The organism is Methylobacterium sp. WL116 (assembly GCF_008039455.1).
In the GTDB taxonomy this organism is placed as follows: Bacteria; Pseudomonadota; Alphaproteobacteria; order Rhizobiales; family Beijerinckiaceae; genus Methylobacterium.
Map to the genome: position 1 here is coordinate 1 of NZ_VRUV01000109.1, position 11,010 is coordinate 11,010.

General features: G+C 72.4%; 10 protein-coding genes and 2 pseudogenes. 3 read left to right on the forward strand and 9 right to left on the reverse strand.

The window, feature by feature from the left end:
* The 3 genes and pseudogenes from FV223_RS10835 to FV223_RS10845 all read left to right on the forward strand — a co-directional run.
* Window positions 1-280 (forward strand): annotated as a pseudogene (locus FV223_RS10835) (flagellar assembly protein FliH); the annotation flags it as partial.
* A 17-nt stretch (window positions 281-297) separates the two neighbouring features.
* Window positions 298-636 carry a flagellar motor switch protein FliN gene (gene fliN, locus FV223_RS10840; RefSeq protein ID WP_147727056.1) on the forward strand — a complete coding sequence of 113 codons (339 nt, stop codon included), beginning with the start codon at window positions 298-300 and terminating at the stop codon, window positions 634-636.
* A gap of 83 nt (window positions 637-719) precedes the next feature.
* Complete coding sequence (locus FV223_RS10845; RefSeq protein WP_147727057.1) at window positions 720-2,084, forward strand: sigma-54 dependent transcriptional regulator; 1,365 nt, start codon at window positions 720-722, stop codon at window positions 2,082-2,084.
* Here the strand turns inward: FV223_RS10845 and FV223_RS10850 are convergent.
* The 9 genes and pseudogenes from FV223_RS10850 to FV223_RS10890 all read right to left on the reverse strand — a co-directional run.
* Entirely contained in the window at window positions 2,075-3,349 is a 1,275-nt protein-coding gene (locus FV223_RS10850) for an ATP-binding protein (protein ID WP_243934901.1), read from the reverse strand. The two genes, FV223_RS10845 and FV223_RS10850, sit on opposite strands and share 10 nt — an antisense overlap.
* Before the next feature lie 18 nt (window positions 3,350-3,367).
* Window positions 3,368-4,405 (reverse strand): lysylphosphatidylglycerol synthase domain-containing protein, encoded by a 1,038-nt coding sequence (locus FV223_RS10855; protein ID WP_147727058.1) that lies wholly within the window; start codon window positions 4,403-4,405, stop codon window positions 3,368-3,370.
* A gap of 145 nt (window positions 4,406-4,550) precedes the next feature.
* A complete protein-coding gene (locus FV223_RS10860) occupies window positions 4,551-5,210 on the reverse strand; it encodes a uracil-DNA glycosylase (protein ID WP_147727059.1) in 660 nt (219 codons plus the stop codon).
* Entirely contained in the window at window positions 5,197-5,955 is a 759-nt protein-coding gene (locus FV223_RS10865) for a PIG-L family deacetylase (protein ID WP_147727060.1), read from the reverse strand. Before FV223_RS10865 ends, FV223_RS10860 begins: the two co-directional genes overlap by 14 nt.
* 17 nt (window positions 5,956-5,972) lie before the next feature.
* Complete coding sequence (locus FV223_RS10870) at window positions 5,973-7,208, reverse strand: glycosyltransferase family 4 protein (protein ID WP_147727061.1); 1,236 nt, start codon at window positions 7,206-7,208, stop codon at window positions 5,973-5,975.
* Window positions 7,205-8,071: a sugar phosphate isomerase/epimerase family protein gene (locus FV223_RS10875; RefSeq protein WP_147727062.1), complete on the reverse strand. Its 867-nt coding sequence runs from the start codon at window positions 8,069-8,071 to the stop codon at window positions 7,205-7,207. Before FV223_RS10875 ends, FV223_RS10870 begins: the two co-directional genes overlap by 4 nt.
* The gene (locus FV223_RS10880) at window positions 8,068-9,657 is read right to left on the reverse strand and encodes a YcaO-like family protein (protein ID WP_147727063.1); all 1,590 of its coding nucleotides are present in this window, start codon (window positions 9,655-9,657) and stop codon (window positions 8,068-8,070) included. Before FV223_RS10880 ends, FV223_RS10875 begins: the two co-directional genes overlap by 4 nt.
* Window positions 9,654-10,676 carry a Gfo/Idh/MocA family oxidoreductase gene (locus tag FV223_RS10885; protein ID WP_147727064.1) on the reverse strand — a complete coding sequence of 341 codons (1,023 nt, stop codon included), beginning with the start codon at window positions 10,674-10,676 and terminating at the stop codon, window positions 9,654-9,656. The genes FV223_RS10880 and FV223_RS10885 overlap by 4 nt, the downstream gene beginning before the upstream one ends.
* Window positions 10,676-10,972: pseudogene (locus FV223_RS10890) on the reverse strand (methyltransferase type 11); the annotation flags it as partial. The pseudogene FV223_RS10890 and the gene FV223_RS10885, both read right to left, overlap by 1 nt.
* Window positions 10,973-11,010: the final 38 nt, after the last annotated feature.

An 11,010-nucleotide genomic window follows, 5' to 3' on the forward strand; every position in this document is an offset into this window, starting at 1 on the left:
CGCCGATCGCGGCGAGGCGGCGCGTGCCGCCCTCCAGCACCTGCGCGGCGTGCCGCACCTTGTCGTGCGCGTCCATGACGGCCTCGTCGAGGAGGCCGAGGGGCTGATGAAGCGGTTGGCGCGCGAGCGCGGCTACGAGGGCCGCCTCGTCGTGCTGGGCGATCCCGACATGGCGTCGGGCGACGCCCGCATCGAGTGGGCCGACGGCGGGATCGTGCGCGAGCGCGCCCGCATCGAGGCCGCGGTCCTCGATGCCCTCGGCACCACCGTCGAACCCTGAGAGATCGAAAGAGCCCGATGTCCGACGATTTCAGCCTGCCGCAGCTCGGCGACCAGGATCCGGCCTTCGCGGGCGAGGATTCGATCCGCGACGTGCCGACGACGCCCAAGAGCGCCTCCGACCTCGAGCAGCTCTTCGACGTGCCGGTGATGGTGTCGGCGGTGCTCGGTGCCGTGCGGATGCCGATCGGCGACCTGCTCCGCCTCGCCCCCGGGGCGGTGCTGGAGCTCGACCGCAAGGTCGGCGAGGCGGTCGACATCTTCGTCAACAACCGCCTCGTCGCCCGCGGCGAGGTCGTCCTGGTCGAGGATCGCCTCGGGGTGACGATGACCGAGATCGTCAAGGGCGACCGCTGACCTCTTGAGACCCGGGCCCCGCGCTCCGCCGTGCACGACGGGGCGGTCCGCGGCGCCGACACAGTTAGAACGGAGACACCGCGATGCGGCTCTTGATCATCGGACGGCTCAACGGCGAGCTGATCACCGCCTCGAAGATCGCGATGAACCGCGGGGCGGCGGTGACCCAGGCCGACGGCGTCGCGCAGGGGCTGAACGTCCTGCGCGCCAAGGGCGCCGACCTCATCATGATCGATGTCGGGCTCTCGATCCGCGACCTCGTCGCGGCGCTGAGCGAGGAGCGCATCCGCACCCCGGTCGTCGCCTGCGGCGTCACCACCGACGCGAAGGCCGCCGTCGCCGCGATCCAGGCGGGCGCCAAGGAGTACATCCCCCTCCCCCCGGACCCGGACCTGATCGCCGCCGTGCTCGAGGCGGTCTCGGCGGACGGACGCGCCTTCGTCTGGCGCGACGCCTCGATGGAGAAGGTAGTGCGCCTGGCCGAGCAGATCGCCCGCTCGGAGGCCTCGGTGCTGATCACCGGCGAGAGCGGCACCGGCAAGGAGGTGCTCGCCCGCCACGTCCACCAGAAGTCGGCACGCGGCAACAAGCCGTTCGTCTCGGTCAACTGCGCCGCGATCCCCGAGGCCCTGCTCGAATCCGAGCTGTTCGGCCACGAGAAGGGCGCCTTCACCGGCGCGGTCGCCCGGCGCATCGGCCGCTTCGAGGAGGCCAACGGCGGCACGCTGCTGCTGGACGAGATTTCGGAGATGGACGTCCGCCTGCAATCCAAGCTGCTGCGGGCGCTGCAGGAGCGGGTGATCGACCGCGTCGGCGGCTCGGCCCCGGTCAAGGTCGACATCCGCGTGCTCGCTACCTCGAACCGCAACCTCGCCGAGGAGGTCCGCAAGGGGACGTTCCGCGAGGACCTGTTCTACCGCCTCAACGTCGTCCACCTGCGCCTGCCGCCCCTGCGCGAGCGCCCGGCCGACATCCTCGAGCTCGCCGCGCACTTCGCCAAGAAGTATGCCGAGGTGAACGGCGTGCCGGTGCGGCCGCTCGGGCGGGCGGCGCAGGAGATGGTGCTGAAGAACCCGTGGCGCGGCAACGTGCGCGAGCTCGAGAACACCCTGCACCGGGCGGTGCTGCTCGCCTCCGGCCCTGAGATCGGCGCCGACGCGATCCTGACGCCGGAGGGCGACTCGATCGCCGCGCCGGTCGGTGCCGCGACGCGCGCGGCCCAGGTGGCGGAAGCCGCGACCCGCGGGCTCGTCGGCCGCACCGTGGCGCAGGTCGAATGCGACCTGATCCTCGACACCCTCGACCACTGCCTCGGCAACCGCACCCATGCGGCCAAGATCCTCGGCATCTCGATCCGGACGCTGCGCAACAAGCTCAACGAGTATGTCGGCTCGGGGCTCGAGGTGGCCGAGCCCGGCTCCGCCCGGGCGATCGCCGCCTACGGCTGATCGGCCTCCGCCGTCGGCTCCGCCGCGGCGCGGGGGCGGTGCTCGGGAAGCGTCACGCGCACCACCGTGCCGGCACCGACCTCGCTCTCGAAGGCGAGGCGGCCCCGGTGGCGGTTGAGGCTGTGCTTGACGATGGCGAGGCCGAGCCCGGTGCCGCCCTTCTGGCGGCTCGACGCCACGTCGATGCGGTAGAAGCGCTCGGTCAGGCGCGGCAGGTGCTCGGGGGCGATGCCCGGCCCGTCGTCGCGCACGCTCAGCACGATGCGGCTGCCGAGCAGCGCGTCCCGCGTCCGCGCCAGGCCGACGACGACGCTGCGGCCGCCGTACTTCACCGCGTTCTCGATCAGGTTCTCGACGACGCGCAGCAGCTCGTCCGGCTCGCCGAGCACCGGATACGCGCCCTCCCCCGCCTCCAGGACGACCGCGACGCCGCGGGCCGCCGCGAGCGCCCCTTGCGCATCGACCATCTGGCGGGCGATCGTGCCGAGGTCGACCACCTGGGTCGGTGCGACGTGCTCGCGCAACTCGATCCGCGAGAGCGAGAGCAGGTCGTCGATCAGCCGGGTCATCCGCTGCGCCTGGCTGTGCATGATGCCCAGGAAGCGCTCGCGGGCCGGCGCGTCGGCACGGGCCGGGCCCTGCAGCGTCTCGATGAAGCCGAGGAGCGAGGCCAGCGGCGTGCGCAACTCGTGGCTGGCATTGGCGACGAAATCGACCCGCATCGCCTCCAGGCGCCGCGCGGCGGTGAGGTCGCGCAGGAACAGCACCACGTTCGGCTGGCCGCCCTCCGGCATCGGCAGCGCGCCGATCTGGACCTCGAAGGCGCGCTCGGTCGGCACGCGGACGGCGTAGGTGGTCTTCGCGGGCGCGCCGGTGCGCAGCACCGCCTCCACCGCGTCGAGCACGTCCGGCGCGCGCAGGGCGAAGGAGAGCGGGTGGCGCAGGCGCAAGGCCGGCAGCAGGGCCCGCGCCGCCGGGTTCGCCTCGATCACCACCGCGCGGCGGTCGATGAGGATTACCGGGTCGGGAATGTTGGCGAGCAGCGCCTCGGCGACCGCGTGGCGATCGGTCTGGCGCAGGCTCGGTGCGGCGGCGATCGCGTCGCGCCCGCGGGTGGCGAGGAAGCCGCCGACGCAGATCGCCGCGAGCCCCGCCGCGATCATCGGCCCGTCGAGGAGGCCGCGGTGGTACGCGAAGAGACCGACGAGCGAGACCGCCGTCGCCGCGCTGGTCCAGGCCGCCCGGCTCGTGGCGGCCTCAGGCATGCTCGCGGCCGCCGAGGCTCACGGCTCTCCGCGCGCGCGGCCCGCCCGCTTCACGATCTCGTAGGCGCCGAGCATCGCCAGCGCGGTGACGAAGGGCACGACGTAGTAGCAGATCCGGAACAGCAGCAGAGAGCCCAGCACCTGCTCCCGCGGCAGGCTCGACAGCGCCAGCAGGATCGTCGCCTCGAACACGCCGAGCCCGCCGGGCGCGTTCGAGGCGATGCCGAGCATCGCCGCGAGGACGTAGATCGCCAGGAAGGTGGTGAAGCCGATGGAGAGGCCCGCCGGCATCAGCACGTACAGCACGGCGGCCGCCGCGCAGACGTCGCCGATGCCGACCACCATCTGCCCCAGGGAGACGGAGGCGCCCGGCAGCTCCAGGCGCCATTGCCGGATGGTGACGTGCCGGCGCTTGGCCGAGACCCAGCCGAGATAGCCGAGCACCAGGGCCAGCGCGAACAGCCCGACGCCCTGGTTGATCCGGATCGACGTGAAGGCGAGGCCCGCGAGCTGGCTCGCCTCGATGATCAGGCTCAAGCCCAGCACCACGCCCATGCCGAGCCAGAAGGTGAAGCCGGCGATGACCGTGAGCGCGGCGATCTTCGCCGCGGTGAGGCCCTGGCGCGCATAGATCCAGTAACGGATCGTGCCGGCGGTCAGCAGCGGGAAGCCGAGCGTGAAGCTCACCGCGTAGCTCGTGAACGAGGCGAGCGCGGTGATCCGGTAGGGCACCTTGATCCGCAGCTGTCGCAGGGCGAGCGCGTCGTAGCCGGTGAGGAAGAGGTAGCTGACGAAGACGAACAGGAAGGCGAGGCCGAGCTGGTCGGAGCTGGCTTCGACGAACGCCTTGCGCAGATCCGCCCAGGTGACGGTCTGGACCAGCTTCCACAGGACGCCGAGCGAGACGGCGAACAGGATGATGCTCGCCGCGGTGCCGAGCCAGGCGTAGCGGCTGCGCCGGCCCTTGCCCGCCGTGGCGTCGGCCGGGATCGGCGCGTCTGGCGCGGCCGTCTCGGCATGATCGCGCGTTCCGCGATGCTGATCGTGGACGTTCATTCCGATCGGCGTCCGCCTCCGCCGGATATCCCGCCCGGCCGGCGAGCGGGCCGCGGGTTCGATGCCGGATGTTTCGGGCCGTTGCCCGTTGCCCCGCATGTAGAACCATCGGCGCTCCAAGGCCAGCGACCGCACCGGCTCGTTCTCAATCGGGCACGGAAAAGCCGGTTCTCGCCGTGCCGCATGTCCGCAGGATGACGCCGGCCTCGCCCAACCCGGCGCGGATGCGCGCGGCCACGTCCGGCGCGGTGCAGACGTAGGTCGGGCTCGGATGCGGGATCGCGACCACGGGAAGACCCGGCCTCAGCACGGCGATGGTCTCACGCGCCATGCCGGCGACGCGGCCGGACAGGACGACGACGGCGAGGTCGGGCAGGAGCGCGAGCAGCGGGGCGAGGCAGGGCGCCGCGGCACGGATCTCGGAGCGTCGCGGTGCCCGGTTCAGGGCGCCCTCGGCATGGATCACGAACGGGATCGCGTTCCAGATGAGCGTGTCGGCCCGCGCGATCCCCGCCTCCGCGAGGAAGCGGAACAGGTTGGCCGCGGTACCGGTGGGGTTGTCGCGCGAGACGAAGCCGGTGCGGACGATCGCCGGTCCCGGCGTCTCCAGCAGGAGCAGCAGGCGTGCGTGGATGCCGCCGTCGAGGGGATCCGGGTCGGGAACGGGGGCGTCGAACTCTCGGGCGATCCGGGCTGCCATCGCGCGGAGCGGCGCGACGTGGCCGGCATCGCGGATCGCCCGTCGCGCCGCCAGAACCTCCGGGTCGGCCAGGCTCTTCAGCGTGCCGGGCTCAGGCGGCCGCATCGAACCCCGGACAGCCGTCGGGCAGGATGCCCGCGACCGAGACGCGTTCGCGCCCGCCCTCGGCGCCGAGACGGTCCATCAGCGCCGCGCGTCCGCCGAACTGGAAGCCGAGCTGCGTCGCGTAGGCGGCGCAGGCCTCGGCCTTCGCCTCCTGCGCGGCCGGATCGAGGTCGACCTGGCGGACCGGCAGGCCGGCGAAGGAGGCGGCGAGCGGCGCCTTCGGCACGGTGTCGCGCACGGTGTAGGGGAAATCCCGCCACCACAGCACCGGCTGCCGCGACCCGGTCCTGCGGAAGGCCGCGACCACCTGCAAGTGGTCGACATGGCCGCCGATCGCCTGCGGCGCGAGGATCAGGTCCGGTGCGATGTCGTCGAGCAGCGCCCGGAAGGCGAGGACCAGGTGCTCGACGATGCCGTCGTCGGCACGGGGCACGGCGAAGAGGTCCGGCGCCGAGCCGTAGCCGCGGTGCGGCGCCTCGCGGAACGGCAGGTGACGCACCTCGACCCCGAGGCAGCGGGCCGCCGCCTCGTCCTCGGCGCAGCGCAGGCGCATGTAGTCCACCGACGCGTCGAGCCCCTTGTCCAGCTGGCAGGCGAGCGCGAACCCGGTCGGGCCGGGGACGCTCTGCGTGAACACCGTCGCCATCACCACGCGCCAGCCCGACGCGGCCAGGGTCGCCATCGTGCCGCCGCAGGAGAAGGCGGCATCGTCAAGGTGGGGAGACAGGGCGAGCGCGGTGGGCATCGGATCGGGGCTTGCGGCTAGAGCAGGTGCGGCTCGGCGCGGAAGCGGCAGGCCGGATCGTGCGGGAGCGTGTCCGCGAAGTCCGTCGCCGGGGCCGCGTGCACGACCTCGCCGTAGACCGCCATGATCTGCCGGCCGACCGCCGTCCAGGAGTACACCCGGCGGCATTCCTCCAGGGCGGCCCCGGCGAGGCGGCGGCGCAAGGTCGCGTCGGTGACGATCCGCGTCAGCGCCTCGGCCAGCGCCGGCACGTCGCCGGGCATCGTCAGGAGGCCGTTCTCCCCGTCGCGCAGGCAGTCCGAGACGCCGACCGCGTGGCAGGACACGACCGCGAGCCCCGCGGCCATCGCCTCCAGGATCGTGTTGGAGAAGCCTTCCGCGTAGGTCGGCGACACGAAGACGTCGGCCTGTCGATAGAGGCTCGGAACGGTGTCGTAATCGGCGTAGCCGGTGAAGCGGATCTCGGCGTCCGAGAACCCGAGTTCCGCGGCCAGCGCGTGCGAGGACTCCACGTCGGGGCCGATGCCCGAGATCGTGGCGGCGAACGGCGTGCCGCGTTCGCGCAGGATCGCCAGGGCCTGGATGAAGTCGAGCACGCCTTTCCGGCGGTCGACGCGGCCGTGATAGAACAGGCGGACCGGTCCGTCATGGGGCGCCGGCAGGCCGTCGCCGCCGCGGGCGAACCGCGCGGTGTCGACGGCGCCGGGCACGATGGTGAAGCGGGCCGGGTCCGAGCCGAGCCGGTCGCAGACCTCGTCGACGAAGGAGGCGCCGCCGATCAACAGGGCGTTGGCATGGGCCAGCACCTCGCACATCGCGACCCGATGGGTCTCGCAGCACGACCCGACCCAGTGCCCGTCGCCGCCCTGGATCGAGACCACGTTCGGCACGCCGAGCGCCTTGGACGCCAGCAGCACCGCCCACCCGGTCGGGTAGCCGTACTGCGCGTGCAGGACGTCGAAGGGCTTGCGCGCGTGCTCGTCGCGGATGGTCGCGACCATCGTGTCGATGTCGCGCTCGAAGTCGCCGCTCGTCTGCTCGCCGACCTGCTCGAGGCCAATCACCCGCACGCCCGGCACCGCGGGCGGCGGGCCGCCGCCGTAGACGCGGGTGCCGAACGCGTCGCCGCGATACTGCGAGACCATCGTCACGTCGTGGCCGGCTTGGATAAGCTCGCGCAGCAAGTTCTGCGCGTAGACGCTCATGCCGGAAATCGCCGGAAAGTAGCGCCGGCTGACGAAGCAGATCCTCATTGCCGCCGGGTCTCCTGGTCGTCCGGAAGGGGCGGCCCGTCGCGCCGGCAGCTGCGGAGGTATTCGAGCGAGGCCGGGATCATCGCGTCGGCGCGATGGCTCTCGCGCGACAGCTCCACGCAGATCAGCTTGTCGTAGCGGATGGCCTCCAGCGCCTCGAGGATGCCGGGCACGTCCATGTCGCCCTCGCCGAAGGGCAGGTGGATGTGCTCCCCGCGCTTCATGTCCTCGATCGCCACCGTGCCGATGCGTCCGGCGAATTCGTGGACCGCCGCCGCCGGGTCGCGCTCGCCGGTGACGAGGCAATGGCCGGTGTCGAGGGCGAGGCGCAGGCCTCCCACCTCGAGCGCGGCGAAGTCGTCCAGCGTCTCGATCAGCATGCCCGGCTCGGGCTCGAGGCACGGCACCACCCCCTTCTCGGCGGCGTAGGCCACGACCTCGGTCAAGCCTTCGACGAGCCAGCCCCGCGCCTCGGCCGGGTCGACGCCCGGTCGCGGCACCCCGGCCCAGAACGAGACCGCCTCGGAATGCAGCATCGCGCCGATGTCGATCGCACGCTTGAGGAAGCCTACGCGGCGCGCGCGGGCCGAGGCGTCTGCGGTGACGAGCGTCGGCTCGTGCTTGGCGCGCGGATCGAGGAGGAAGCGGGCGCCGGTCTCGATCACCGAGCCGAGCTCCAGCTTCTCCAGGCGGCTCGCAACCCGGCCGGCCTCCGTCGCCCAGCCCTCCGCGAAGGGGTCGAGGTGATGGATGTCGAGCGTCAGGGCGACGCCGTCGTAGCCGGCGCCCTTGATCAGGTCGATCGCGTCGTCGAGCCGATGGTTGGCCGCACCGTTCGTGTTGTAGGCGAAGCGAAGCGTCACGCGGCCCTCCCCGTCTGCTCCAGCCGGAACGGGGCATGGTGCGATTCCGGCTCGCGGTAGAGCGGATAGTGGCTGCCGACGATCGACTCCGCCAGCGCGGTGTCGAACAGCGGCTGGCCGCCGAAGCGCTCGATCGCCTCCGGCGTCAGCCGAACCGGCAGCAGGGTCTCGCTCGGCGTGCCGAACGTGATCAGCGGGTGGTCGCGCTCGATCAGCTTGCGGGCGTTGCGCTCGCCGATGCGGTAGTAGCTCATGGTCTCGACCTCGAGCCCCGGCACGATCGCCTTGACAACGCCGACCGCGCCGCCCACCGGCGAGCAGTCGACGTAGAGGATGTCGAACCCGGCCTCGTCGAGCCGGTCGCAGGCGATCTTGCCGCGCGCGTGACCGTCGGCGGCTGGGGTCGTCGGCAGGTCGGTGAACGCCTTGGTCGCCCGCTCGGAATAGACCGTGTCCTTCAGGACGTCGCGCAGGCCCTCGGGGGGCAGCACGATCCATTCGAGCATGGCCTTCAGCGCCCGGCTCTCCTCGAGGTCGAGGCTCGGCAGCGCCTTCTCGATGAACGCGCCGACGTAGCCCGGCGGCGTCACCCGCTCGGCGAAGGCGAGCGGCCCGTGGCCAAAAGCCTTGCGCACGCGGGCGGCCTGGAACTCGAGCAACGCCTTGCGGAGCGCACGCTCGCGATCCGGGTCGCAGGCCTCGCCGCAGGCCGAGAGCGCGATCGGCACCGGGGCGTCGGCCGGATCCTTGTCGTAGCCGACGACGTAGAGGTTGGTCAGCCCGAACTGGTCGGTGGCGAATTTCGGCAGCGCCCGGATGCCGAGCGCGTCGAGGCGGTCGAGCATCGCCCGCGTCTCGGGTCCGAGGCCCTCCGAGACGTCGAGCATCACGCCCTGGTCGAGCGCACGGAACAGGAGGCCGTTGCCGTCGCGCTGCAGCAGCTCGAGGACGCCGTGGCCGAGCGCGAACGGCACGTCCGGCCCGGCACCGAGGCCGTTGGTGATCAGGTTGGTGAAGGGCTTGTAGCCCTCCGACAGCTCGAAATAATCGGTGGCCGCGATGTCGAGCGGCATTAGCACGATCGCACCGGTCCTGGCGCGCGTCGCCGCGGTCCATTCCAGCACCGTGTCGCGCCCCACCGGGGAGCCGGCCGGCAGGCAGAGGGTCAGCGGGTCGGCGACCGAGCCGGCGCCGTAGACCTTGACGAGGTCGTGGTAGCTCGCGCGCTCCTTCTTGCGCGGCATCACCGCGAGCGACGGCATCAGGTTCTCGGCGATTTCGGCGACCGCGCCGATCAGCGCCTCGTCGTCGGTGGCGCCGTAGCCGATGCCGGACGGCATCGCGCCGACGAAGAACGGATCGTCGAGGAACAGCGAGACGAACCAGACCGGGATGCCGGTGCGGTCGAGCGGCGCCAGGGGGAACCCGACGATCCGGCCCGGCGGAAGGATGTCGAGATAGGCGCGCACCGGCTCCGGCAGGTTCTGCGGCAGCCCCTCGATCCGGCGCGGGCCGCCGAAGCTGTAGGGCCGCGGCGCCTTGATGCGCGGATCGCGGGCGCGGTCGTCCTGGTCGTTCTCGGTCACGTGTTCGGTCCGTCTGCTGGGGCGAGCGCGCCGTAGGCCCGCGCGATCAGCCGCATGGTGTGGAGGTCGCGTGCCGCCGAGTAGGCCTCCCGCTCCGCCGGACGCCGCAGCGCCGAGCCAAAGGCCCGGACCTGCTCGGTGAAGGGCGACGCCTCCGCGTCGAAGGCGACGGGCTCGGAGGCGCCGGTCGCACCATCAGTGAAGGTCACGGTGCCGCCGGCGGTCTGGCCCATCGTGTCGATCGCGGTGAGCAGGCCCATGGTGCCGACGATCTCGAGGCGGCGGCGCGGCAGCGCGTCGGGGCAGTTGTAGGCGACGTTGAGACTCGCCAGCACCCCGCTCTCGGTCCGCCCGATCAGCAGCGCGCCGTCGTCGACCGCGTAATCCTGGGCCCGCGCCTGCGTGAGGGCCGCGATGTCCATCAGCGATTCGCCGAGGAGGTAGTCGACGAGGTCGAGGCCGTGCGGCGCCAGATCCATCAAGGCGCCGCCGCCGGCCTGCGCCGGATCGATGCGCCAGTTGTCCTGGCCGGGGCAGGCCGCCCAGTCGCGCCCGAGCCAGCAGGCGTAGACGATGCGGATCGCCGTCACCGTGCCGAGCCGGCCATCGGCGATCCGGTCGCGCAGGGCGCGATGGCCGGGATGATGACGCTGATCGAACGCCGTGCCGTAGAACGCCCCCGACCGTGCGACCGCCGCGGCCATCGCCTCGGCGTCGCCGAGGCTCGCCGCCATCGGCTTCTCGCACAGGATCGCCTTGCCCGACGCCGCCAGCGCCGCGACCGCCTGCCGGTGGAGGTGATTGGGCGTCGCGACGTACACCGCCTCGATCTCCGGGTCGGCGACCAGCCGGTCCAGGCTGTCGTAGGCGCGGGCGCCCTCGGCCTCGGCGGCGGCGCGGGAGGCCGCCCCCGGGTCGCACACCGCGACGAGGCGGTGCCCGGCGGCGCGGATGCCCGGCGCCATGTAGTCGCGGGCGACCCAGCCGAAGCCGACGATGCCCCAGCGGACGGCATCCATCACCAGCGCTCCGGAAGGTCGACGAATTCCCGGCTGCGCACGCGTCCGATCTCCGCCGCCTCGATGCCGCCAGAAAAGACCAGCCTTTCGGGACCGTCCGATCGCAGCGGGTAGGTGACGTGCGGCGCGTACTCGGCCTCGTAGCGCTCTGAGGGCCACGCGATGGCATACCCGCCCGTCTCGTCGCGGCGATAGAGCGGGTTGAGGACGAGGTCGGCGCCGGCCTTCGGCAGCGTCAGCCCGTCCACGACGGAACGCGGCGCCGGCCGCATCCCCGGCCCGGCGACCACCGAGAACCAGGCTCTTAATCACATATCCGCGCCCACCCGACCGG

Excerpts from the sequence above, each read along its gene's own strand:
- FV223_RS10870 (WP_147727061.1), bottom strand. The coding sequence starts at position 7,208 with ATGAGGATCTGCTTCGTCAGCCGGCGCTACTTTCCGGCGATTTCCGGC.
- FV223_RS10865 (WP_147727060.1), bottom strand. The coding sequence starts at position 5,955 with ATGCCCACCGCGCTCGCCCTGTCTCCCCACCTTGACGATGCCGCCTTC.
- FV223_RS10885 (WP_147727064.1), bottom strand. The coding sequence starts at position 10,676 with ATGGATGCCGTCCGCTGGGGCATCGTCGGCTTCGGCTGGGTCGCCCGC.
- fliN (WP_147727056.1), top strand. The coding sequence starts at position 298 with ATGTCCGACGATTTCAGCCTGCCGCAGCTCGGCGACCAGGATCCGGCC.
- FV223_RS10850 (WP_243934901.1), bottom strand. The coding sequence starts at position 3,349 with ATGCCTGAGGCCGCCACGAGCCGGGCGGCCTGGACCAGCGCGGCGACG.
- FV223_RS10845 (WP_147727057.1), top strand. The coding sequence starts at position 720 with ATGCGGCTCTTGATCATCGGACGGCTCAACGGCGAGCTGATCACCGCC.
- FV223_RS10855 (WP_147727058.1), bottom strand. The coding sequence starts at position 4,405 with ATGAACGTCCACGATCAGCATCGCGGAACGCGCGATCATGCCGAGACG.
- FV223_RS10860 (WP_147727059.1), bottom strand. The coding sequence starts at position 5,210 with ATGCGGCCGCCTGAGCCCGGCACGCTGAAGAGCCTGGCCGACCCGGAG.